Annotated in this window: 21 protein-coding genes; 8 read left to right on the top strand and 13 right to left on the bottom strand. The window is 34.6% G+C overall.

The window, feature by feature from the left end; translation table 11 throughout:
- Window positions 1–14: 14 nt before the first annotated feature.
- The 5 genes from J3495_RS10150 to J3495_RS10130 form a co-directional block, all read right to left on the bottom strand.
- Window positions 15–362 (bottom strand): hypothetical protein, encoded by a 348-nt coding sequence (locus J3495_RS10150; protein ID WP_210666443.1) that lies wholly within the window; start codon window positions 360–362, stop codon window positions 15–17.
- A gap of 6 nt (window positions 363–368) precedes the next feature.
- A complete protein-coding gene (locus tag J3495_RS10145) occupies window positions 369–998 on the bottom strand; it encodes a SatD family protein (protein ID WP_210666442.1) in 630 nt (209 codons plus the stop codon).
- 75 nt (window positions 999–1,073) lie between these two features.
- Entirely contained in the window at window positions 1,074–1,430 is a 357-nt protein-coding gene (locus J3495_RS10140) for a hypothetical protein (RefSeq protein ID WP_210666441.1), read from the bottom strand.
- 158 nt (window positions 1,431–1,588) lie between these two features.
- The gene (locus J3495_RS10135; protein WP_210666440.1) at window positions 1,589–2,767 is read right to left on the bottom strand and encodes an AIR synthase related protein; all 1,179 of its coding nucleotides are present in this window, start codon (window positions 2,765–2,767) and stop codon (window positions 1,589–1,591) included.
- Window positions 2,768–3,123: 356 nt separating this feature from the next.
- Window positions 3,124–5,313: a glutamine synthetase III family protein gene (locus tag J3495_RS10130; protein ID WP_210666439.1), complete on the bottom strand. Its 2,190-nt coding sequence runs from the start codon at window positions 5,311–5,313 to the stop codon at window positions 3,124–3,126.
- Window positions 5,314–5,739: 426 nt separating this feature from the next.
- Here J3495_RS10130 and J3495_RS10125 point away from each other — a divergent pair, with 426 nt between their 5' ends.
- Window positions 5,740–6,753, top strand: a complete 1,014-nt coding sequence (locus tag J3495_RS10125) for a glutamine synthetase beta-grasp domain-containing protein (protein ID WP_210666438.1) — start codon at window positions 5,740–5,742, stop codon at window positions 6,751–6,753.
- Window positions 6,754–7,060: 307 nt separating this feature from the next.
- Complete coding sequence (locus tag J3495_RS10120; RefSeq protein ID WP_210666437.1) at window positions 7,061–8,032, top strand: TerC family protein; 972 nt, start codon at window positions 7,061–7,063, stop codon at window positions 8,030–8,032.
- Window positions 8,033–8,057: 25 nt separating this feature from the next.
- Here J3495_RS10120 and J3495_RS10115 read toward each other — a convergent pair whose 3' ends face one another.
- The 3 genes from J3495_RS10115 to J3495_RS10105 all read right to left on the bottom strand — a co-directional run bounded on the left by J3495_RS10115 (window position 8,058) and on the right by J3495_RS10105 (window position 10,495).
- The gene (locus J3495_RS10115) at window positions 8,058–8,558 is read right to left on the bottom strand and encodes a hypothetical protein (protein WP_210666436.1); all 501 of its coding nucleotides are present in this window, start codon (window positions 8,556–8,558) and stop codon (window positions 8,058–8,060) included.
- A gap of 87 nt (window positions 8,559–8,645) precedes the next feature.
- Complete coding sequence (locus J3495_RS10110; RefSeq protein WP_236025441.1) at window positions 8,646–9,512, bottom strand: alpha/beta hydrolase; 867 nt, start codon at window positions 9,510–9,512, stop codon at window positions 8,646–8,648.
- Window positions 9,513–9,622: 110 nt separating this feature from the next.
- Window positions 9,623–10,495, bottom strand: a complete 873-nt coding sequence (locus J3495_RS10105; RefSeq protein ID WP_210666434.1) for an AraC family transcriptional regulator — start codon at window positions 10,493–10,495, stop codon at window positions 9,623–9,625.
- A 187-nt stretch (window positions 10,496–10,682) separates the two neighbouring features.
- On the opposite strand from J3495_RS10105, the gene J3495_RS10100 reads away from it, so the two are divergent.
- The 3 genes from J3495_RS10100 (at window position 10,683) to J3495_RS10090 (ending at window position 12,647) form a co-directional block, all read left to right on the top strand.
- On the top strand, window positions 10,683–11,093 hold the full coding sequence (locus J3495_RS10100; RefSeq protein WP_210666433.1) for a T9SS type A sorting domain-containing protein: 411 nt from the start codon (window positions 10,683–10,685) through the stop codon (window positions 11,091–11,093).
- Window positions 11,094–11,478: 385 nt separating this feature from the next.
- Entirely contained in the window at window positions 11,479–11,889 is a 411-nt protein-coding gene (locus J3495_RS10095; RefSeq protein WP_210666432.1) for a T9SS type A sorting domain-containing protein, read from the top strand.
- A gap of 371 nt (window positions 11,890–12,260) precedes the next feature.
- Window positions 12,261–12,647 (top strand): secretion protein, encoded by a 387-nt coding sequence (locus J3495_RS10090; protein ID WP_210666431.1) that lies wholly within the window; start codon window positions 12,261–12,263, stop codon window positions 12,645–12,647.
- A gap of 65 nt (window positions 12,648–12,712) precedes the next feature.
- On the opposite strand, the gene J3495_RS10085 is transcribed toward J3495_RS10090, so the two are convergent.
- Entirely contained in the window at window positions 12,713–16,153 is a 3,441-nt protein-coding gene (locus tag J3495_RS10085) for a methylmalonyl-CoA mutase family protein (protein WP_210666430.1), read from the bottom strand.
- Window positions 16,154–16,457: 304 nt separating this feature from the next.
- On the opposite strand from J3495_RS10085, the gene J3495_RS10080 reads away from it, so the two are divergent.
- From J3495_RS10080 to purU, 3 genes are all read left to right on the top strand, one after another.
- Window positions 16,458–16,877 carry a cytochrome c oxidase assembly factor Coa1 family protein gene (locus J3495_RS10080; RefSeq protein WP_210666429.1) on the top strand — a complete coding sequence of 140 codons (420 nt, stop codon included), beginning with the start codon at window positions 16,458–16,460 and terminating at the stop codon, window positions 16,875–16,877.
- Window positions 16,878–17,075: 198 nt separating this feature from the next.
- A complete protein-coding gene (locus tag J3495_RS10075; protein WP_210666428.1) occupies window positions 17,076–17,795 on the top strand; it encodes a DUF4197 domain-containing protein in 720 nt (239 codons plus the stop codon).
- A 105-nt stretch (window positions 17,796–17,900) separates the two neighbouring features.
- Complete coding sequence (gene purU, locus J3495_RS10070; RefSeq protein ID WP_210666427.1) at window positions 17,901–18,755, top strand: formyltetrahydrofolate deformylase; 855 nt, start codon at window positions 17,901–17,903, stop codon at window positions 18,753–18,755.
- 99 nt (window positions 18,756–18,854) lie between these two features.
- Here purU and katG read toward each other — a convergent pair whose 3' ends face one another.
- From katG to J3495_RS10050, 4 genes are all read right to left on the bottom strand, one after another.
- Window positions 18,855–21,047, bottom strand: a complete 2,193-nt coding sequence (gene katG / locus J3495_RS10065; protein ID WP_210666426.1) for a catalase/peroxidase HPI — start codon at window positions 21,045–21,047, stop codon at window positions 18,855–18,857.
- A 443-nt stretch (window positions 21,048–21,490) separates the two neighbouring features.
- On the bottom strand, window positions 21,491–22,291 hold the full coding sequence (locus tag J3495_RS10060) for an ABC transporter substrate-binding protein (protein ID WP_210666425.1): 801 nt from the start codon (window positions 22,289–22,291) through the stop codon (window positions 21,491–21,493).
- 176 nt (window positions 22,292–22,467) lie between these two features.
- Window positions 22,468–23,295: an orotidine-5'-phosphate decarboxylase gene (pyrF, locus tag J3495_RS10055; RefSeq protein ID WP_210666424.1), complete on the bottom strand. Its 828-nt coding sequence runs from the start codon at window positions 23,293–23,295 to the stop codon at window positions 22,468–22,470.
- 113 nt (window positions 23,296–23,408) lie between these two features.
- Entirely contained in the window at window positions 23,409–25,592 is a 2,184-nt protein-coding gene (locus tag J3495_RS10050) for a DUF5723 family protein (RefSeq protein WP_210666423.1), read from the bottom strand.
- Window positions 25,593–25,706 lie beyond the last annotated feature (114 nt).

Genomic DNA, 25,706 nt, shown 5'->3' with positions numbered 1-25,706 from the left:
GAAAAAAATAAGTTTTAATGAATGATTTGATGGTACAAATACGAGTACAAAATCGCCATTATTATGGAAATAAAATTACCAAATAAATAAAAATCATTGTACAAAGATTCTTTTACTTTATCGCCTTCGCTATCTCTTTTTAATCGTGTGGCTAATTTTAAAGTTCCGAATAAAGTCAGGGCGTGCGGATAATCATGGATAAAAGAAATCAGTAAAAACATTCTTTCTACAAACCCTTTGAGCAGTGATTTATAATCGATAATTTGTCTTTTTCGAATGGATTTTGGAGTAATAAAATAATAGAAAATACCTAAAAGACATTCGCTGGTTATCAACAATACTATAAATTTTAACACATCCATACTGCTTTATTTTTCAGTTATCAATTGTATTATTTTTTTGGTTGCATTATACGATTCTATGTTTAATGTTTTTTTGCGTTTCCAGATTTGCGACCTTGTTTTATCGAGTTTCTCTGCCACTATTTTGTAATCATCTAAGGTTATAAAATTAGAAACCAAGTCGTAATCGCTTTCCAGATCCCACTTTTGTGTAATGCTTTCGAAAATTAGAAACGCATTATTTAAAATATCATTTTGTAATGTATTCTCAATCGAAACTCCAAATTTAGATTTATCACTCTTTAAATTATTCAGTTTCGCTCGTGCGTCTGTCAAACCAGAACCTAACATTTCGTAGGCGATATCAGTATTTATTGGCGTTTCTATTTCGCCCTGATGCAAAATATAGCGAAGTTGAAAATTAAGCTTTTTATGAATGATATTTTCTTCTAAAGATAAAATAATTTTGACTGAAGTTGCCAAATCTTTTAGAATACCCTGAAATTCATCGCCCAAAGTGATCGTTAAAGGCGATAGAATATCGTTTTTATACAATTGATTGATCTCGTGCACCAACTCTTTAAAAGCAATCATGAGCTGATTTTGATCTTTTTTGCCACTCGAAATGACGTCTGCCATTAGAATAAACTGTTTCATTTTTAGTGAAATTATTTAGTTTATATCAAATATACCGAAATAAATGATATAATTTCATTTTTAATGAAATAAATCTCACTCAAACATTTCGTCGTAACGTTCTGGAACTTGAGGATCGTAAAGCGGGCATTTGAACTCGGCAAGCAAATCGACTAATTTATCCATGGTTTTTCCTTCGGTGCCATAACAGTCAATTTTGATGCTTTGTGACGTGGTGATTACCTGAAAAGCTCCTTTTCCTGAGGTCTTTTGCCAGCTATTTTCGTCTACTTTCTCCCAATCTGAAAACACAGAAGCGATCCTGTTTAGGATTACCTCAACAGGAAGAATTTCTAATCCCTCGATCTCTTGCTTTTCGACCAAAGCTTCGTACACTTCGTGGTGGTTTAGGTAAATTTCTTCTACATATTTCCAAAAAAGTAATTCGTACATAACTGGTGTTTTTAGCCCCGATAGTAGCGGTATCCTTTTTCTGGCTTCTTTAGCCAGGAAAAGATACAAGCGGATAGCGGGATTAGCTCCTGAAAAAGCTACTTATTAATAAAAAGTTCTGTTGTAAAATTCAGTATAAAACCTTTGTATCTCAAAAATTAATATTCGAAAGTACCGTATTCGCTGGTAATTGTCAGTTTTTTGGCATCAGCATCTTCTACTCTACCTACGATTTGAGCATCGACATTGAATGATTTTGAAATTGCAATAATATCCTGCGCAATATTTTCTGGAACGTAAATTTCCATACGGTGACCACAGTTGAAAACCTGATACATTTCTTTCCAATCTGTTTTTGATTGCTCTTGAATTAGTTTGAATAATGGCGGAACTGGAAATAAATTGTCTTTTATGATGTGCAAATTCTGAACAAAATGTAAAATTTTAGTCTGCGCACCACCACTGCAGTGCACCATTCCGTGGATTTCGTCTGGCGTATATTTATCTAAAATTTTCTTGATAATTGGCGCGTAGGTACGAGTTGGAGAAAGTACCAGCTGACCTGCATTTATAGGACTATTTTCTACCTCATCTGTTAGATTTACCTGACCTGAATAAATCAATTCTTCGGGTACAAGCGCATCGTAACTTTCTGGGTATTTTTTGGCTAAATATTTTCCGAAAACGTCGTGACGAGCAGATGTTAAGCCATTGCTGCCCATTCCGCCATTATAATTTTTTTCGTAAGTTGCCTGACCAAAAGAAGCCAGACCCACAATTACATCGCCCGCTTTGATGTTGGCATTATCGACCACATCGCTGCGTTTCATGCGGGCCGTTACCGTAGAATCTACAATAATCGTACGCACGACATCTCCAACATCGGCAGTTTCGCCACCTGTTGAATGAATGGTAACACCAAACGATTTTAACTCGTTGATAAGTTCCTCTGTTCCGTTGATAATGGCAGAAATAACCTCAGCAGGAATTAAGTTTTTATTTCTTCCGATGGTTGATGAAAGCAGGATATTGTCTGTCGCTCCTACGCACAACAAATCGTCGATATTCATGATTAAAGCATCCTGAGCGATTCCTTTCCAAACCGAAATATCGCCTGTTTCTTTCCAATACATGTACGCCAAAGACGATTTTGTACCCGCTCCGTCTGCATGCATGATCAAGCAATGCTCCTCATCCTGGGTAAGGTAATCGGGAACAATTTTGCAAAATGCTTGAGGAAACAAACCTTTATCGATATTTTTTATGGCGTTATGTACGTCTTCTTTTGATGCTGAAACACCTCTTTGTGCGTACCTTTTGCTGGAATCTGAACTCATGAAACTTAGTTTGTGTTGATGTGGTGCAAAGATAATCCCTTTTTTTAATTCTTTGAATGATTCGGATACTTGATTCTAAAAAAAGTTTTGCCACTAATTACACTAATTTTCACTAATTAAAAATGGAGAGAAGCAAAAAAGCCACAGATTAAAATAATTTTATGGATTAAGGGATTGCGTAGAATTATTTATCACAAATTAGCACCAATTTTTATAAAGCAAAAATCATCCTTAGCGGATGATTTTTGTTTGTTTAAACTTTTTATAATTGTTCGAAAATACAGCTAATTTTAAATCAAATTATTTAGAAATAAAAAATAGATTCGTGAAAATTTGTGTAATTAGTGGCAAAAAAACTATTTCGTAAACAATAATTCTCTGTATTTGGTCAAAGTCCAAGTTTGATCGTCTACCAATAACTCAAGTTTATCACAATGATTACGAATGTCTTCAAAATACGGTTTTACCTTATTACAATAGGCTTCTGCCATTTTTTGAGCATCTGTTAAAGTATTTGCTTTTTTTCTTTCGTTGGTCATCGCTGCCACTTTAGAACTTATTCCTTCTATATGACCCGAAATTTCTTTTATCAGAAGAATTTGTTCTTTTGCAATGGTTTCAAATTCTTTTCCGAAAATTTCTTTTAGACCTTTTACATTTTCAATTAAAGTATTTTGATAACGAATAGCGGTCGGGATAACATGATTTCTTGAAATATCTCCCAAAACTCTGCCTTCTATTTGAATTTTCTTGGTGTATTCCTCCAATTCGATCTCGTAACGCGCCTCGGCTTCTACGTGATTCATGATACCCAATTCATCAAATAAATCAAAAGCTTGCTTAGATACTTTGGCTTTAATAGCTTCGGGAGTGGTTTTGAAATTGCTCAAACCTCTTTTAGCTGCTTCTTTTTCCCAAGCTTCGCTATAACCGTCACCTTCAAAAAGGATTTTTTTAGACTGTTTGATGTATTCTCTTAAAACATTAAAAATCGCGTCGTCTTTTTTCATGTCTTTCGACTCGATTAAAGCATCAACTTCAATTTTAAAATCTTTTAATTGTTTGGCTACGATAGCATTTAGCGTAGTCATCGCATTTGAGCAATTGGCGTTTGAACCTACCGCTCTAAACTCAAATTTATTTCCTGTAAAGGCAAAAGGCGAAGTTCTGTTTCTGTCGGTATTATCTAAAAGTACATCCGGAATTTTGCCTACTACATTCAGTTTTAAATCGGTTTTTTCTTCTGGAGATAATTTTCCGGTTGTGACACTTTCTAACTCAGACAAAACTTTGGTCAATTGCGCTCCGATAAAAACCGAAATAATGGCCGGAGGCGCTTCATTTGCTCCTAATCTATGATCATTGCTCGCCGTAGCGATAGAAGCCCTTAACAAGGTTTCGTAATCGTTTACCGCTTTGATCGTGTTGATAAAGAATGTTAAAAACTGTAAATTACTCATTGGCGTTTTACTCGGACTCAATAAATTGACTCCTGTGTCTGTTGCCAATGACCAGTTGTTGTGTTTTCCTGAACCATTTACGCCTTTAAAAGGTTTTTCATGAAACAATACTTTAAAATCATGGCGTTCGGCTACTTTCTGCATCACATCCATCAAAAGAGAATTATGATCGACCGCCAAATTGGTTTCTTCAAAAATAGGAGCCAGCTCAAACTGATTAGGCGCTACTTCGTTATGACGTGTTTTTACAGGAATTCCTAATAACATACATTCTTGCTCTAAATCTCTCATATAAGTAAGCGCGCGTGTAGGGATTGATCCAAAATAATGATCGTCTAACTGCTGCCCTTTTGCAGAAGTGTGCCCTAATAAAGTTCTGCCCGTCATGACCAAATCTGGTCTAGAATTAGCCAAAGCTTTGTCGATCAAGAAATATTCTTGTTCCCAACCCAAAGTTGCGGTTACTTTTTTGACGTTTTTATCAAAATATTTACACACTTCTGTAGCCGCTTCATCCATGGCAGACAAAGCTCTTAGTAACGGAATTTTATTATCTAAAGCTTCTCCCGTGTAGGCAATAAAAACAGTCGGAATACACAAAGTAGTGCCATAAATAAAGGCGGGAGAAGTTGGGTCCCAAGCGGTATAACCTCTAGCTTCAAAGGTATTTCTAATTCCGCCATTAGGAAAACTTGAAGCGTCTGGTTCTTGCTGAACCAACTGAGCACCACCAAATTTTTCTACTGGATCGCTGCCATCATACGAAGTCTCAAAAAAAGCATCGTGTTTTTCTGCCGTAGTTCCTGTCAAGGGCTGAAACCAGTGTGTATAATGGGTTACGCCTTTTGCCAGAGCCCATTCTTTCATACCCATAGCGATATAATCGGCTAATTTTCTATCTATTTTAGTTCCGTGCTGTATCGCATCCCGCACTCCTTTTAAAGCATCCGAAGTCAAATATTGCTTCATTGCTTTCTCATTGAAAACGTTGGCGCCAAAAAGTGTCGATTTTTTATCTAATTCTTCAAAGTGTAACAGCTTTCTTGTAGAAGCATCTCTTAAAGCTTGAAAACGTAATGTTGACATATCTATTTTTTTAAAAATTGCAGTTAATTTCGAGTTAAAACAAGAAACAAATATAAGCAAATAATGAGCCTTTAAAAAGTATAAATTTTCGATTTTTGAATTATAATCTTTCAACATAACGGTCTTTTATTGAAGAATAATAACTTTGTTTTGAAGATTTATAACAAAATACCGCAGTATAATTCAATAAATAAACAATTTTCCTCAATTTTAGCAAGAAGAAAATCAAAAAACACCCAGAATAATTACGAATTTATTTTTCTAATCCTATAAAAATTGCTTTTTTAAAAATATACCCCTTATAAAATTATGCTTCTGCAAAAAATTATAGTTCTTAATAAAAATACACCCCCTAATTTTTAGGACTAAAAAAATAAATCTATATTTGACCCAAGCAAAAAAACAAAAAAATAAATTTATATTATTATGGCTAAAATTAAGTTAGAGTACATTTGGTTAGATGGATATGAACCAACTCAAAATCTAAGAAGTAAAACTAAAGTTGAAGAGCATGACAATTTCAAAGGAACATTAGAAGAACTTGGAAATTGGTCATTTGACGGATCCTCTACTAAACAAGCCGAGGGAGGTTCTTCTGACTGTTTATTAGTTCCTGTTGCGATTTACCCTGACCCAACCCGTATCAATGGATACTTGGTTATGACAGAGGTTATGAACGCTGATGGTACTCCGCATGCTTCTAACGGTAGAGCTACTATTGATGATGATGGTGATTTCTGGTTTGGTTTTGAACAAGAATATTTCATCATGGATACTAAAACTTTATTGCCATTAGGTTTCCCTGTTGGAGGATATCCTGCTCCACAAGGTATGTACTATTGTTCGGTAGGTGGAAAAAACACACACGGAAGAAAATTAGTAGAAGAACATGCTGATTTGTGTATTGCTGCCGGAATTAACTTTGAAGGAATCAACCAAGAGGTTGCTTGCGGACAATGGGAGTTTCAATTATTTGCTAAAGGTGCTAAAAAAGCCGGAGACGAAATCTGGGTTGCTAGATACTTATTAGATCGTTTGACTGAAAAATATGGTTATTATATCGAATACCACCCAAAACCACTTGGAGATACCGACTGGAATGGTTCTGGTATGCATGCTAACTTTTCTAACGAAGTATTAAGAACATGTGGAGACCAAGCGACTTACGAAAGAATCTGTGAGGCTTTCCGTCCTGTTACAGCTGAGCACATTGCAGTTTACGGAGCTTACAACGACCAACGTTTGACTGGTAAACACGAAACTGCTTCTATTCACGATTTCTCTTATGGAGTTTCAGACAGAGGATGTTCTATCAGAATTCCTTTGATGACGGTTCAAAAAGGATGGAAAGGATGGTTGGAAGACAGAAGACCAGCTTCAAACGGAGATCCATACAAAATTGCTGCAAGAATTATCAAAACTGTAAAATCAGCGTTATAATCTCTAGCTTAAAATTATACCCGAAAGTGCCATCGTAATTGATGGCACTTTTTTTTGTTATTAGATTAAAAGCTTAAAACAATCTTGTCCTTTCGACGAATGACAAATGACATAAATTGAGAATAGATTCGCAAATCCTAATAATAATAAACCCGACCGGTTTTAAAAATCTGACCGGTTTATCGAAACGCACTCTATGCAAAATAACAGACTTAAACATTAACTAAATATGACAGGAATTTTCTAATAATTAATTTTTAAGTTAAACTTCAAAACCTATCTTTGTAAATCATTAAAAAAAAGTAACATGATAGTCTGGATTCTCTTTTTATTAGCCGTCGTTTTTATTCTTGCCTTGGACTTAGGTGTTTTTAATAAAAACCCTCATATTATAAGCACCAAAGAAGCAAGCAAATGGACATTAATTTGGGTTACACTATCATTTCTGTTTTCGGGAGTTATTTACTGGCTTTATACTACAAATTATATTGCAAATCCTGATAAATTAGAACCAGCAGTGGCTTCTATGAAGTTTATTACGGGTTACTTAATAGAACTATCTCTAAGTGTCGACAATATTTTTGTGATCGCCATTATTTTTGCCTCTTTCAAAATACCTCAGAAATACCAACACCGTGTTTTGTTTTGGGGAATTTTAGGAGCCGTTATCTTTCGTGGATTAATGATTTTCTTTGGCGTAATGATCATCAACAAATTTACTTGGACTACCTATCTATTTGGAGCTTTCCTAATTTTTACCGCTCTCAAGATGCTATTCTCAGGAGAAGAAGAAGATTTTCAACCCAAAGATTCTTTTGTTTACAAGACTTTAGGCAAAATTATTCCGATTACCTCTGAAATGGAACATGAGAAATTTTTCATTACTACAAAAACGGCCAAAAAAGCAGCTACTCCTCTATTTGTAGCATTGATTGTAATTGAAGTAATGGATGTTCTTTTTGCTGTAGACAGCGTTCCTGCTATTTTAGCTATAACCTCAGATCCTTTTCTAGTATTTAGTTCGAATATTTTTGCTATTCTGGGACTACGTTCTATGTATTTTTTCCTTGCCAACATGCTCGCAAAATTCAGTTATTTAGAATATAGTCTGATCGCCATTTTAAGTTTTGTTGGGGTTAAAATGTTACTTCATGACTACATTCACATTCCAGAATGGGCTTCTTTAGGGTTTATTGCACTTTCGCTTTTAGTGGGAATTTTGGTTTCCTTAAAATTTGGAGAAGAGAAAACTCTTACCGATGATGATGTAGAAGAATAATTTTTAGAGACATATATTCATACTATTATTTTGATCTTTTGATATTAGTATCATCAAGATTATATTTTTTAATTACCGCATAATAATCAGAATAATCAGTTTTATTAACTGACTTATTAGTACTTACGTAACCTGGAACAATTACTACCCTGAAAATTTGATTTACTTTATTACCACCAGGAACTGTAGCAAGATCATATCCAAACATATTAATACTTACATCATTAATTGTAAAATCATATTCGTAACCAAAACTCAAAGTACCATCAGGAAAATAATACGTTTCAGGAACTAATTTCCAAACATCTTGACCATTATCGAAACCTGTTAATCTATAAACAAGTACCATATCTGAAGTAAAAATCGCAGGGTTCAAGCTAATTAAAGCACTATAATTATTAGCAGCACTAAATGTAACAGTTCTTTCAAAAACTTCACTAATTGTATCATTATCTACATCATCATTTGAACAACTAGAAAACGCAAATAATCCAACAACTGCGAAAAGGGTAAGTATCTTTTTCATAATATTTATTTTTTTTTAGATTTATAAAGGTATTTCAAAAACCAAACCAAAAAAAGCTTTTTTGGTTATTGTGATCTAAATTTTTTATTATTTTTTTGCAACCTGCTGATTTTTAATTAAAATATCATTGAAAAATAACACATGATAAGGTAAAGAATTTTCCCAATATGCCCAAGTATGAGCGCCTGGTCTTTCTATATAATCATGATCTACCTTATTATAAACCAATCTTCGGTGCAATTCTTTATTCGATTCGATTAAAAAATCATCAACACCACAGTCTATTATGAGCGGGAGCTTATTTGTTTTTATTTTATCCAACAAATTCAAAACAGCATAAGGTTCGTATGCTTTTACATCATTGCTTCTGTCTCCTAAAATGGGCTGCATCAGTTTTATAACCTGCTGCGCTGCGTTAGGATCGCGCGTAAGCATGACACTCATATCTACCGCGCCACTCATACTGCCAGCTGCACAAAACAAATCGGGATGTTTGGCAGATAAATAAAGAGCTCCATGACCGCCCATTGAGAGTCCTGTAATAAAACGACCATTTTTATTGGCTATTGTGCGGTAGGTTTTATCAATTTTCTGAATAACTTCCTGAGTAATAAAAGTCTCAAACTGGCTTTCTTTGTTTACAGGGCTATCCAGATAGAAACTAAAAGTTTCGCCTTCCGGCATCACAATTATAATATTATATTGATCGGCCAGATTTTTTACTAAGTCTTTATTAGGAGTACTTTTTAGCCAGTTATCAAAATGTCCATAAGCCCCATGCAATAAATACATAACGGGTAGGTTTTTTTTGCTTTTAGCATACGATTTTGGCAAAACAACGGCTGCTTTGTAGGTTTTACTCATTGCCGCACTCTCTATTTTAAGCGTATCAACTGTAGCCGAAAAGGATAAAGTTGATGCAAATAAAAGTGCTGCAACTATTAAATTTTTCATATTTTTCATATTTATATTTTCAGATTAAGGTTTGTAAATATACCTATTCTAAAATAAAAACATAAAAAAAAGTAAGTAGAATCTTGGTGTTTCTTTTACCAAATAAACGTTTACATAATAATCGTTTTATGCTCCTGACGGTATTGCGAAGCACTTTTTCCTGTGTATTGTTTGAAAGATTTGCTGAAATGACTAAAATTATTAAAGCCACTTTCATAACAAACATCATTGATGCTGATTGGTTTTTCTGCCAATAATTTTGAAGCATGCACCAATCTGTACTCGTTTACAAACTCGGTAAAGGTTTTATTGGAAATTTTTTTGAAATAACGGCAGAAAGAAGGTGTTGTCATGCTTACCAAACTCGACACTTCATCAACAGAAATAGGCTCTTGAAAATGATCCTTTACATAATTGAAGATAACATTGATACGATCGTTATCCTGAACATGCAATCCTAACGAAAATCCGTCAGCATTGAGCACTGTATATTCTACAGAAGATTCTAATTCGTCCAGAATACTCAAAAGTGCAAACAATCGTTCCAGCGGTGCCTGATTTTCCATCATTTCGATCTTAGCCCCTATTCGCCTTTTGGTTTCGCCTCCAAATGCGATTCCTGCTTTGGCCTGATTCAAAATATTTTGCACTCTTTTCATCTCAGGTACGCCAAAAAAATCATTCCCTAAAAAATCAGGTTTGATATGAATCACAGTCTCATTGGTATTTCCCGTATTTTCATTAGTAAAGCCACAATGAGGCAAATTAGACCCAATCAAAAGTAAGGTTCCGTTAGTATAATAAGAAATATGGCTTCCAATTTGTCTTTTTCCCGCACCGCCATTAATAAAAACCAATTCAATTTCTGGGTGGTAATGCCATAAGTGCGATTTTAGATTAGCCTTTTGCGCATGTTTTGTGTAGGCAAAAGAACTACCATGCGAGTTGGAAATCACTTCAAGAGCCGGCGCATTTATCTTCATTTGAATTGTTTGAAAAATAATAGCAAATTTAACAAAAACACCTAAAATAATTCAAATTTTAACCTATAACGGTTTCGTAAATGAGAATACAGCATAGAAATTAGTCAATAGAGTTGCGAAAAACACATTTTTATTAAGGTAATTTAGCATCAGAGAATTAGAACTATTAATCTTAAAAATTTAAGTCATGAAAAAGATGTTAAAATTAAGTTTGCTTTGCGCAGTGCTTTTCACTGGAACCAGTACTTTTGCAATTGACGGAAATGGAGATCTTGCTCTTCATGTAATAAGAAATAATGATGGTAAATTAATTAGTTTTGCTTTGAACAATATTACAAAAGCACACTTATCAATTTATGATCAGGATGGAACTCTAATTTATTCTGAAAATGCTTCAGGAAAAGATGGAATTTTAAGAACTTTCAGCCTAGAAGAATTTCCGGAAGGAACTTATTTATTAGAAATTGAAAATAATGAAAAAATAATTAAACATGAAATTGTAGTAAATAATGACATCTCAACATTATCAACCAAAGCAATTTCAGCAGTTTATAAAGCAGGTTCTTCTGCTAAAAATGTTAGCGTAGCAGTACGTTAAGTAGTTTTATACTCTCATAAAGTATAAAATGAGGTTAGATAGTTAGTAAAGTTAAAACGTGATTGTTTTAAAAACAGCTCTTGGTGGTTCTCGAGCTGTTTTTTTTTGCTTATTTTTTTTGAATTTTGATCCAAGTTTGACTTATAAATCTGTAAAAATTTATTTATAAAAAAATGTTCTGTATCAAAGTTTACAATTTCTTAAAATTTGAAAAATAGTAAGTGAATTAACAAAAACATTTAAAATAATTCAAATTTTAACCTATAACGGTTTCGTAAATGAGAATATAGCATCGAAATGCATCAATAGAGACGTGCTTAAAAACTAAGTCTTGAAGTAATTTAGCATCAGAGAATTAGAACTAATTAATTTAAAAATTAAGGTTATGAAAAAGATGTTAAAATTAAGTTTAGTGTGCGGAGTACTTTTCACAGGAATTAGTGCTTTTGCAATTGACGGTAATGGAGATCTTGCTCTTCACGTAATTAGAAACAGTGATGGAAAGCTAATTACATTTGCATTAAACAATGTAAAAAAGGCAAATTTGTCGATCTACGAAAAAGACGGTACTCTTATTTACTCTGAAAATGCTTCAGGTAAAGATGGAATTTTGAGAACTTTTAGCTTAGAAGAATTTCCAGAAGGAACTTACTTCTTAGAAATTGAAGATAATGCAAAAAGAGTTAGACACGAAATTGTGGTAAATCATGATAAGTCTATTTTATCATCTAATGCAATTTCTTCAGTTAACAAAACAGGTAGTGCTGCAAAAAACACGAGCGTAGTAGTACGCTAATTAATTATACTTTTTTAAAGTATAAAAATGAGGTTCGATAGTTAGTAAAGTTAAAAACTTTTACAGTTTTAAAAACAGCTCTTTGTGGTTATTGAGCTGTTTTTTTATGCTTTTATTTTTGATAAAATCCTAATTTCTAAAATTTTTGAAAACCAATTCTTAATAATTTATAAGTATCTGATTTTTAGGCATTAAAAAAAATAGCTAAAAAACATCCATTAAGTCAAAAATTACGTACATATATCAAACAAAACATGTAAATACTTAAAATTCTGCAACTTAACACTTCATAAAAGAGTTAATTTTGCAAATAATTCAATTTGTATTTGTATGTTTGTGGCACCATCAATATTATTTAAAATTAAAAAAACATGAAACAAATTTTCAAATTGGGGCTTGTTGTAGCCTTATTTCTAACAACAACTTTTACTTATGCACTTGGTGAAAAAGGGGATTATATCTTGTATATAAAAACCGGAAATGGAAAAGTAATTAGCTTTACTTTAAACAACGTTGAGAAATCAAGTTTTGCCATTTATGACGAAAATAATAATTTGTTGTACACAGGAGTTTCTGCTGTAAACGAATTAGAAATTTCAAAAACATTAAGTTTAGAAGGTTATCCTACTGGAACTTATATTTTAGAAGTAAAAGAAAACACTAAAGTTGTTAAACATGAGATTCTTGTTTCAAACAAAAAATCAAAAACAGTTCAATTAGAGCAATCTGTAAACGAAAGTCCTGCCTTTCGTCGCTAATAATTGATTTTTTGCCTCAAGATCAAAAAAAAGCAGCTCAATGAGCTGCTTTTGGTTTTTTATAATTACATATTCCTTCTATACTGCCCTCCCACTTCAAACAACGCCGAAGTAATCTGGCCCAGTGAGCAAACTTTTGTCGCTTCCATTAAGTGGTCGAATAAGTTTTCGTTTTTAATGGCGGCTTCCTGTAATTTATTTAAATGCTCGTTTACTTTTGCTTCGTGAAATTGATGCAAATTATCCAACATCGTAATCTGATATTGTTTTTCTTCTTCGGTAGCACGAATAACCTCAGCAGGGATAACAGTAGGCGAACCTTTTGAGCTCAAGAATGTATTAACACCTACAATTGGGAAATCTCCGTTGTGTTTTAAGGTTTCGTAATACAAACTTTCTTCCTGAATTTTAGAACGCTGGTACATGGTTTCCATTGCACCCAAAACACCTCCACGTTCTGTAATTCTGTCAAATTCCTGTAAAACAGCAGCTTCAACCAAATCTGTCAATTCTTCGATGATAAACGAGCCCTGAATTGGATTTTCGTTTTTGGCCAGACCTAATTCCTTATTAATAATCAGCTGAATTGCCATGGCACGACGCACCGATTCTTCGGTTGGCGTTGTAATAGCCTCATCATACGCATTGGTATGCAAAGAATTACAGTTATCATAAATAGCATACAAAGCCTGTAAAGTCGTTCTAATATCATTAAAATCAATTTCCTGTGCGTGCAAAGAACGACCAGATGTCTGAATATGATATTTTAACATTTGAGCTCTTTCGTTGGCTCCGTACTTGTTTTTCATGGCTTTCGCCCAAATTTTACGTGCCACACGACCAATAACAGAATATTCCGGATCTACTCCATTTGAAAAGAAGAATGATAAATTTGGTCCGAAATCGTTAATGTTCATGCCACGGCTCAAATAATATTCCACGTAAGTGAAACCATTTGAAAGCGTAAATGCCAACTGCGTGATAGGATTAGCACCCGCTTCGGCAATATGATACCCCGAAATTGAAACTGAGTAAAAATTACGAACGTTTTTGGTAATAAAATATTCCTGAACGTCACCCATTAATCGCAAAGCAAATTCGGTTGAGAAAATACAGGTATTTTGTGCCTGATCTTCTTTTAAAATATCTGCCTGAACGGTACCACGAACCTGAGATAATGTTCTGGCTTTTATTTCGTTATAAACATCCAAAGGCAATACCTGATCTCCTGTAACACCCAAAAGCATTAATCCTAAACCATTATTTCCTTCGGGTAAATCGCCTTGGTATTTCGGGCGTTTAATACCTTTTTCTGCATATATTTTGTTGATTTTATCATCAACTTCTTTTTCTAAATCATTGTTTTTAATGTAATATTCGCATTGTTGATCAATAGCAGCATTCATAAAAAAGCCTAACAACATTGGTGCTGGACCATTGATTGTCATACTTACAGAAGTCAAAGCATGCACCAGATCAAAACCTGAATACAGTTTCTTAGCATCATCTAGACAGCAAATCGAAACTCCGGCATTACCAATTTTTCCGTAAATATCTGGACGTACATCGGGATCGTTTCCGTACAATGTCACACTGTCAAAAGCTGTAGAAAGTCGTTTTGCAGGCAATCCTGCACTCACATAATGAAAACGCTTGTTGGTTCTTTCTGGCCCACCTTCTCCCGCAAACATTCTTGACGGATCTTCGCCTTCGCGCTTAAATGGGTATAATCCTGAGGCAAACGGAAATTCTCCTGGAACATTTTCTTGTAAATTCCAACGTAAAATATCGCCCCAAGCTTCGTATTTAGGCAAAGCTATTTTCGGAATTTGCAGGTGTGACAAACTCTCTGTATGTGTCGCAATTTTAATTTCTTTATCACGAACTTTAAAGCTGTAAACTGGATTCTTGTATTTATTTACTTTTTCATCCCAGTTTAAAATTATCTCCCAATTGTAAGGATCTAAATCCATTTTTACTTTATCAAACTGATTGAGTAAAAGATTTAAGAAAATTCTATTTTCATCATGTTCCTGAATTCCATTTGGTAAAACAGTTGCATCGTCTATTCCTGCTTTATTGATTTGCGGAAGTGTTCCCGAAACCGATTCTATGGTTTTGAAAATTCCGTATAATTTTTGTGCTACTTTTTGTTGAGAAAGAGCTATTTCATCATAATTCCGGTTACTCTCTGCGATTTCAGATAAATAACGTGTTCTATGAGGAGGAATCACGAATATTTTCTCACTCATTTCGCGGGTAATTTCAAAGGTCGAATGCAAATCAGATGCGGTTTTTTCGACAATCTTATCCATGATCGCTTTGTACAGCGTATTCATTCCGGGATCGTTAAACTGAGAAGCTATAGTTCCGAAAACAGGCATCTCGTCAGGATTTTTATCCCAAAGATTATGATTGCGCTGGTATTGTTTCTTTACATCTCGAATGGCGTCAAGGGCACCTCTTTTATCAAATTTATTCAGCGCCACCAAATCGGCAAAATCAAGCATATCGATTTTCTCGAGTTGTGTAGCCGCACCAAATTCGGGCGTCATGACATACAAAGAAACATCTGAGTGATCCATTATTTCGGTATCTGATTGTCCGATTCCCGAAGTTTCTAGAATTATCAAATCGTATTTTGCAGCTTTTAAAACCTGAATGGCTTCGGCTACATATTTTGACAAAGCCAAATTTGACTGTCGAGTTGCCAACGAACGCATGTAAACACGAGGATTATTGATTGCATTCATTCGTATTCTGTCTCCTAAAAGCGCTCCTCCTGTTTTTCTCTTAGAAGGATCGACAGAAATCAATCCGATTGTTTTTTCTGGAAAATCGATTAAGAAACGACGAACTAATTCATCAACCAAAGATGATTTTCCTGCTCCACCTGTTCCAGTTATACCCAAAACAGGAATCTTAGAGTCTTCGTTATTTGTATGTATTTTATCAAAAACTGGTTTTGCAATTTCTGGAAAATTCTCAGCCGCCGATATCAAACGAGCGATTGCAGTAGGATTTTTATCTTCGATATGATCGAGTTCTCCTTTTAACTGATCTCCAATAGGGTAATCAGAACGCTCAACCAAATCGTTAATCATCCCTTGTAAACCCATCGAACGCCCATCATCTGGAGAATAAATTCGAGTAATACCATATTCGTGCAATTCTGAAATTTCGCTTGGCAGAATTACGCCTCCGCCTCCGCCAAAAATCTTAATATGCCCCGCTCCTTTTTCGTGAAGCAAATCAAACATATATTTAAAATATTCGTTATGCCCGCCTTGGTAAGAAGTCATTGCAATTGCATTGGCATCTTCCTGAATAGCAGTATTTACAACTTCTTCAACGCTTCGATCGTGACCCAAATGAATCACTTCGACACCTGTTGACTGAATAATACGGCGCATGATATTAATAGCTGCATCATGCCCATCAAAAAGTGAAGCAGCGGTAACAATTCTTACTTTATTTTTAGGAATATATGGTTTTTGTTGTTCCATTTTATGAATATGATAATTTTAAGGGAGCAATTTACAAAATATTTTAATATTTGTATCTTCTTTACAACCGTATGTTAATAAAAAAAGCAACTATTAGTTTACAAATAAGGGTAAAAATTTAAAACAATCATAAATAAATCTGGTAAAATTAGCTTTTATACAGATGTTTATCAGAGAGAATGAACTTGGACTTTATTTTCGCAAAGAAAATGTTACTTTGAATTAAAAAACTAAAATTTGAATTTATATTTAGAAGAATACTAGTATCTTTCAATTATTATTCTTTTAATTTTTTATTTTAAATATGCACGACGATCACTATCAACCGAAAAAAAGCTGGTGGGACAGGAACTGGAAATGGTTTGTACCCACAGGATGTGTTAGTATTTTAGTACTCATTGGTTTGTTTATAAGCGCTATTTTCTTTGGTGTCACTTCTATGATGGAGAATTCGGATGCCTATCAAGGTGCCATGAATACTGCGCAGCACAACCAACTTGTGATCGACAAACTAGGAAAACCTATTGAAGCTGATGGAATGACTTCTGGAAGCATCAATGTGAGTGGTAATACAGGAAATTGTAATTTAGAAATTCCGATAAAAGGGTCAAAAGGTACAGGGATTTTATTTGTAGTCGCTACAAAAAAAGTAAAATGGAAATACAGCGAATTGTCTGTTTATGTAAAAGCGACTGACGAAGAAATTGATTTGCTTAAAAGATAAAACAATACGTCTTATAGATAACAAAACCTCTAATCTAGCCCTGATGGAAGCGATATCCCGCGCTTTTTCTGCGCGGAATTTAGCGGACAGCGGGACAATTGTTACTTATGAAACAAAATGTTACTGCTCCTGAAAGAAAATAATAGTTTGGTTGTAGATTAAATAGTATTTTTGAATTTGATAAAACCCCCAATTTACATGAAAAAATTAGTAATAGTTATGCTCGCATTTTCGTTAACATCATGCGCACAAATGCCGAAAATATTGAATCAGTTGCCTCAAATTACCTCGCAAATACCAGGTATGGGCGGAGTGGATATTGCATCGGGGCTTAAAGAAGCGCTGAACAAAGGAATTACGGTGCAGGTGAGTAAACTGACCGCTGAGGACGGTTTTTATAAAAATGAAGCGGTAAAAATTTTGATGCCTGCGGAGTTGCAAAAAGTAGATGCTACTTTGAGAAAAATAGGTCTGAGCTCACTTGCAGACGAGGGAATAAAAGTGCTAAATCGTGCTGCTGAAGATGCTGTAAAAGAAGCGACACCTATATTTGTTTCGGCAGTAAAAAACATGTCTTTTAAAGATGCTAAGAATATTTTACTAGGAAATGACAGCGCCGCAACGACCTATTTGCAAGGCAGCACTACAACTTCTTTGTACAGCAAGTTTAATCCTGTGATAAAAAGTTCTTTTGAAAAAGTAGGTGCCGATGTGGTTTGGACCAAAATTATAACGAAGTACAACACGATTCCGTTAGTAAAAAAAGTAAATCCAGATTTGACAGATTACACCACCAACCAAGCCTTGGTGGGCGTTTTTAAAATGATTGCAGTTGAAGAAAAAGAAATTAGAACCAATATTAGTGCGAGAACATCTCCTTTGTTGAAAAGTGTTTTTGCAATGCAGGACAAAAAATAAAAATTATGTTTAATCGGTTAATTGTTTGACCGCATAATCACTAAAAATTCTAGCAATTTTCGATTAAACAAATGAAATGATTAACCGATTAAACACTATATCGAAATGCAAAAAATAACCATTCTGATTCATTGTAGAGACCAAAAGGGAATTATTGCGGCAGTAACAACTTTTATTGCAAAAGTAGAAGGAAATATTACCTATATCGACCAACATGTTGAACTGGATCAAAATGTGTTTTTTATGCGATTGGAATGTGAATTAACCAATCATCGCATTACGATTGAAAATTTAAAAACCGATTTTGAACAAACTATTGCCACCGATTTTGAGATGTCATGGGATTTGTACAATCAGGAACAGAAGCCTAAAATGGCGTTATTTGTCTCAAAATATGATCATTGTTTGTTTGATATTTTAGGACGTTACAGCGCAGGAGAACTAAATGTTGATATTCCGTTGATTATCAGCAATCACAACGATTTACGATCGATAGCAGAACGATTTGATATTCCGTTTCACTGTGTTCCTTTTACAAAAGACAATAAAGAAGAAGGCGAAAAACATCAAATTGAATTGCTGAAAAGATTTCAGATTAATTTTATCGTTTTGGCGCGCTATATGCAAATCATTACTCCTAATTTGATTTCGCTTTACGAAAATAAAATTATCAATATTCATCATTCTTTTTTACCTGCTTTTCCTGGCGCAAAACCGTATCATTCGGCTTTTAAAAGAGGGGTAAAAATTATTGGTGCAACCAGTCATTATGTTACAGAAGAATTAGATGAAGGACCAATTATTGAGCAGGATATTGCAAGGGTTTCGCACATACATTCTGTTGATGATTTTATTATGAAAGGCCGTGATTTGGAGCGTATTGTTTTGGCAAGAGCGATAAAACTGCATGCCGAACGCAAAACGATGGTATATGGAAATAAAACAGTGGTTTTTTCGTAGTTTTATTTTTTTATAAAGCTTAAAAAATAAAACCCGACAGATTTTTAAAGATCTGTCGGGTTTTTGAGTTAAAAGCTATTTGCTTCTTTAAGTCTCTGCTTATTTTGCTACATCAAATCGATCAAGATTCATCACTTTTGTCCAAACAGCTACGAAATCTTTAGCAAATCTTTCTTTGGCATCGCTAGACGCATACACTTCTGCAATGGCACGAAGCTCAGAATTAGAACCAAAAATAAGGTCTGCACGCGTTGCTGTCCATTTTATTTCACCTGTAGCACGACTGCGTCCTTCAAATATTTCCCCAGAATCATTGGTAGCTTTCCAAGCCGTACTTAAATCTAATAAGTTCACAAAGAAATCATTGCTTAAGGTTTCGGCATGCGAAGTCAAAACGCCATGTTTAGAACCATCATAATTTGCATTTAATGCTCTCAAGCCACCTAATAAGACTGTCATTTCTGGTGCAGACAAGGTTAATAATTGTGCCTTATCAATTAATAATTCTTCGGTAATAAGATCTGTATTTGCCTCTTTATAGTTTCTAAATCCATCTGCTTTTGGCTCTAAAACCGCAAACGAATGTACATCAGTTTGTTCTAAAGTAGCATCTCCTCTACCTCCGCTAAACGGCACTTTTATATCGAATCCAGCATTACTGGCTGCTTTTTCTATCGCTACAGAACCTCCTAAAACTATCAGATCGGCAATAGAAACTTGTTTTCCTGAACTTACATATTCGTTTTGTATGGTCTCTAAAGTTGTTAAAACATTTTTGAGCTGTGTTGGATTATTTACCTCCCAATTGATTTGAGGTTCCAGACGAATGCGAGCTCCATTGGCTCCACCACGTTTATCCGAACCACGAAAAGTAGATGCGGATGCCCAAGCGGTAGTTACTAACTGAGAAACTGAAAGTCCGCTTGAAAGGATTTTATCTTTTAAAGCTTCGATATCATTATGATTCAACTCATATTTTGCCGCTGGAACCGGATCTTGCCAAATCAAAATCTCACTAGGTACTTCTTGACCTAAATAGCGAGAAATTGGTCCCATATCTCTATGGGTTAGTTTGTACCAAGCTCTTGCAAAAGCATCTGCAAATTTGTCGAAATTCTGGAAATAATCTCTCGAAATACGTTCGTAAGCAGGATCCATTCTCAAAGCCATATCTGCAGTCGTCATCATCGGTGCATGACGTTTGTTAGGATCATGAGCATCTTCTACAGTAGTCGAAGCACTTTCATCTGTTGGCGTCCATTGGTGTGCGCCTGCAGGACTTTTTGTTAGTTTCCAGTCGTATTTAAATAATGTTTCAAAATATCCGTTGTCCCAAATCGTCGGATTGGGTTTCCAAGCTCCTTCGATACCACTTGTGATAGCATCTCCTCCTACTCCAGAACCAAAGCTGCTTTTCCAGCCAAGTCCCATTTGCTCGATACTTGCTCCTTCAGGTTCTACTCCTACTAAAGAAGCATCACCCGCACCGTGTGCTTTACCAAAAGTATGACCTCCTGCAATCAAAGCCACAGTTTCTTCATCATTCATGGCCATTCGGGCAAAAGTTTCTCTAATATCTCTACCAGAAGCTACAGGATCAGGGTTTCCGTTTGGCCCTTCAGGATTTACATAAATGAGTCCCATTTGTACCGCTGCCAATGGGTTATCGAGCTCACGATCTCCTTTATAACGTGTATCTCCCAACCAAGTGGTTTCGTTACCCCAGTTGACATCAAGTTCAGGTTCCCACACATCTTCTCTACCGCCGGCAAATCCAAAAGTTTTAAAACCCATCGATTCTAATGCACAGTTACCTGTCAAAATCATCAAATCAGCCCATGAGAGTTTTTTACCATATTTTTGTTTGATAGGCCAAAGCAAAAATCGGGCTTTATCTAAATTACCATTATCCGGCCAACTATTTAAGGGAGCAAAACGCTGATTACCTGAACTCGCACCACCTCTACCATCAGAAATACGATAGGTTCCTGCACTGTGCCAAGCCATACGAATAAACAAAGGACCATAATGACCATAATCTGCCGGCCACCAATCTTGAGAATTTGTCATTAAATCAAAAATATCTTTTTTGACTTCTTTTAAATCTAAAGTTTTAAAAGCTGCTGCATAATCAAAACCCTCTTCCATTGGGTCTGACAAAGAAGAATTTTGGCGTAATATGCTTAAATTTAAACGATTTGGCCACCAATCTTTATTAGATGTTCCGCTACCTGCAGTTTGTTTCATTTGCCCGTTGTGAAAAGGACATTTACTTTCGTTTGAATCACTCATTTTTGTTACTGTTTTTGGGTGTGTAATAAAGTTATATTCTTAAATCGCAATTTTTCATAAAAATCACATTTCCTTGATATTTAACGTTTTATCAAATATACAAACAAATAACTGTTATTTCAATAAACAAAATTGATTGTTTTTATATTTTAATAGCCAAAAATTATGAAACATTCAATAAAAGGTAAAATGATCACTTCTTAAATCTTAACTTATGCCCAACAAAGTAATAACAAAACATTAACAACAAAACATATAGATATATAAGACCTTTGTAAGGTAATAAACTGGTTATTTATTATTTTGGTTTTGGTTAGTTAAATGATGCCGGCTTCTTCGAGATGCCGGCATTTTTTTTGGTACTATTTTTTGCTTCACTTTGGGTTTTACAACACATATTTCTTAAGAATTGAAAAATTAAAAAGGTGATTTTTGTAGTAAAACTATTTTTTTAATCTCTCATGAAGTAATTTAAAATACGGAAAAGCCTTTAACAGTCGGCTTCCGTGCCAGGAAAACATTTCACCATCAACAAAAATAGTTTTGGCATGATGGGTAAAACGACCAATCTCAAAAGCATCTTCTTCTTTGAAAGGATATGGTTCTGAAGAAAGTAAAACCAAATCAGGATCACCTTCTAAACGCATTTTTTTGAGTTCAACTTCGGGATAACGGCCTTGCTCCTCATAAATATTCTCAAAATGATTCAGCTTTAATAATTCATTAATATAAGTCTCTTTTCCGGCCACCATATAAGGATTTTTCCAGATAAAGTAAGCCGCTTTTTTTTGTGGAATATCCTGAATGTATTTTTTAAAATCGCTTAAAGCGAAAGTCAACTTGTCGTTCCATTTTTGGGCCTCGGTTCTATAATTGAAGAGTTGACCAAAATCATGAATCATCTGAAAATTATCTTCGATCGTAACAATATTGGTGACCCAAACGGGGCAAATCATACTCAATTGAGCCACTATTTCCTGGGTATTTTCTTCTTTATTACAAATGATAATATCAGGTTGCAATAATTTTATCTTTTCAAAATGAATCTTTTTGGTACCGCCAACTACTTTTTTGGTAGCCTTTAAATGATAAGGATGTACACAAAATTTGGTAATTCCCACTATTTTTTCTTCTAAACCTAAATCGTATAATAATTCGGTTTGCGAAGGTACCAACGAGATGATACGAGTTGGAGCAGTCTCAAAAGAATGTAAAGTCCCCAGCTGATCAAGAAATTGTTTCATCTTTGTTTTGTTTCAAGTTTCAAGTTTTTAAATTGTATTAATTTAACCGCAAAGTTCGCTAAGGTCTTTATCTAACAGTATGTTCAAAAAGCGTAAAGTTCGCAAAGCTAGAATCAATTAAAAGCTTTGTGTACTTTGCATTTAAAATTAGTCTCAAAGTCATGCAACTTGAAACTTTAAACCTGAAATTTGGAATTTAGAATCCCTTCCATTTCTTTCTGAACCAACAATGCTTCTTCTCTGGCTCTGTCTGCAAAATCAGTGCCTTTTGATGCATAAATAATCGCTCTTGCCGAGTTGACCAATAATCCGATTTTATCATTCATGCCATATTTGCACACTTCTGATAAGCTTCCGCCTTGAGCGCCAATTCCGGGAACAAGTAAGAAACTGTCTGGTACAATTTTTCTAATCTCTGTAAAATATTCGGCTTTGGTCGCGCCAACTACATACATTAAATTGTGGCTGTTTTTCCATGTTTTAGAGGTTTCTAAAACTTGTTTGTACAACTCTTTTCCGTTTGTAATTAAGGTTTGAAAATCAAAAGCACCTTCGTTTGAAGTCAAGGCCAACATGATCGTAAACTTGTTTTCGAATGCCAAAAATGGCTCGACCGAATCTTTGCCCATATAAGGAGCAACGGTTACACTATCAAAATTCAAATCTTCAAAAAATGCTTTTGCATACATGCTTGAAGTGTTTCCAATATCGCCGCGTTTTGCATCTGCGATAGTAAAAATTTCGGGAAAGTTTTGGTTGATATACTCGATTGTTTTTTGCAAAGAAATCCAACCTTTTATTCCGTAAGCTTCAAAAAAAGCGGTATTGGGTTTGTAGCCTACTGCCAAATCATGTGTCGCATCAATTATGGCTTTATTAAATTCGAAAATAGGATCTTCTGTTGCTAATAAATGAGGAGGAATTTTACTAAGATCGGGATCCAATCCTACGCATAAAAATGATTTTTTTTGTAAAATTTGTTCGTGTAGTTGTTGTGTTGTCATTCTTGTTTTTTTAGAACTTCTATTGCAAAGAAATAATTCTTTTTAGAAAGTATGCAAAAATAAAAAAAGCCACTCAATTAAGAATGGCTTTTTGGTATTATATTCATTTAGGCTTACAAATTGCCTAAATAAACAATTTCTGTTCTTCTATTTTCTGCTCTTCCTGATGCTGTTTTGTTTGATTTAACAGGTTTTGTAGCACCATAACCTTTAGAAGTTAAGTTGGCAGGATTTACTCCTTTCTCTATCAAAAGATCCATAACCACTTTAGCTCTTGCCTCAGATAATTTTTGGTTTGCTTTTGCATTTCCAACGTTATCTGTATGACCGTTAATCGCAAATTTAGCATTTGGATAGTTCTTCAAAATTTCTTTTATAGCGTCTAATCTTCCTGATGTTTCTCCTTTTTTTGCATCGCTTAAAGTAGCTTTACCAGTTGTAAAAAAGATCGATTTTGCTTCTACTCTCAATTGCTCTAATGTCGCTTTTGAAACTTCAGGACAACCTTTATTACTTGCTGGACCATAAATCAAAGGACAATTATCTTCTTTATCTGAAATTCCATCTTTATCAGCGTCTAGATTCGGGCAACCTTTGTTTTCTGGTAATCCAGCTTCGTTCGGGCAAGCATCGTCTTTATCTAAAACCCCATCTTTGTCTGTGTCAGGCCAAGGACAACCTTTGTTTTCTACAGGTCCCGAAATTGCAGGACAAGCATCTACATTATCTAATAAAGTATCGCCATCAGAATCTTTCCAAGGACAACCTTTATTTTCTACTGGACCCGCAAGATCTGCGCATGCATCGTCTTTGTCAAAAACACCATCTGAATCTGAATCTGGCCATGGGCAACCTTTATTTTCTACTGGACCTGCTACTTTTTTACAAGTATCTTCCTTATCTATAACACCGTCTTCGTCTCTATCTCTAAATTTCTTTTCGTACACCGGTATCTTAATCCCTAAATGAAAATCTACTGCTTTTGACTCTTTCGAAACTAAATTCGTAAGCACAGAACCTGATCCTACAAAAAATGCTCCCACTCTCAAACCAGAACCCACTTGCATGCCGCTGTATTGCATGTAAGTCATTGGTACATAAAAACTAAACCATCTGCTTTCATAACGAGGTGTTAAAGATACTCGGTTTGCAATTCCGTAACCGTTTACTTTATTAGCAGCAACCATATTAATGTCTCCGTTAAGATTCAAATAAAATTTTCTGTACATGTTCCAGTCTACGTCGGCATGAAGCGCTGTTGGTAAATTTGTTTTCATACCAATTTTAGAAGATGTTTTGGTATAATTATCCTCAAGAAATTCATAAAAATTACCTGCGTCATTAATCATTTCCTGTGTGATCGTACCATTTACATCATAGGTATCTTGTCTTGCTTTTTTGTAATTAATTGATCCTATATCTGTTACCGATAATCCGAAACGTAATTTGTATTTATTTAAATCTCTGAAATTATTATCCGCTCGTTTCGCTTTACTCAAATCATATTGTTCGTAATCCGGTCTCCATTCGTACACAAGTCCCAAATCAAAACCAAAACCATTGGCATTAGAATCAAATTTATAATCTTCATTTGCTTCAAAATCCTGACTCGTACCAACAGTAATTTGTCCGTTTGAAACCAAGGTACCTCTATCAGGATCTACTGTATTTTCGTTAAAAGCTACATTAACATCCTGACCTTTAACATATCCATTTACACCACCTTGCAAATATTTGGCTGTTAAACCTCCTTTTAAAAAGTGTTGATTATTTTGGTACAAAACTGCTGCATACGAAATTCCGAGTTCGCCCCAAGTATTAGAAGCTCCATTTACATTTCCCGCATTAAAGTTAAAATCGCTTGCTTCATCTAAACCTTCTTTCACCTGATCTATTAGGTTTCCGTTAACATTTCTAAGGTTAGTAACTGATCTTGCTCTTGTAAAAACCGCAATTGTATGTTTTGGAGCGATATTAAACATAAAGGAAGGTCCCATAATATCAAAATTTACAAGAGCATTATTTTGATTTAATGGTGATCTCTTAGCCTCCCTATCAAAATCATAACCGTCTTTATAAACATCAAAAAGTTTTACTCCATACAAGTCATTTTGAACTGCACCACTAATGGAGAATAGATTGATATCTGTTTTAAAACGAGAATCTGCTATAGAAGCTGGATTAAAAAGCACACTTTGAACTCCAGCATAATTATCATGAAAATACCCCATATAAGACTGGGCTTTTGCTGATAATGTAGCTACAAAAAGCATTAAAATAATTACTGTTTTTTTCATTAAAATTTAGGATTTTGGTTTTATTTGCCGCCAAAACTACAACATTAGATTTAGAAATGTGTTAAGACAACATTGAATTTCTATAATATCTTTATAAAATGATGTAAGAAAAAG

It is taken from the genome of Flavobacterium geliluteum, assembly GCF_017948595.1.
In the GTDB taxonomy this organism is placed as follows: Bacteria; Bacteroidota; Bacteroidia; order Flavobacteriales; family Flavobacteriaceae; genus Flavobacterium; species Flavobacterium flavipigmentatum.
Note: the sequence above shows the minus strand (reverse complement) of the source record. Positions and strands in the feature narration are given on the sequence as shown.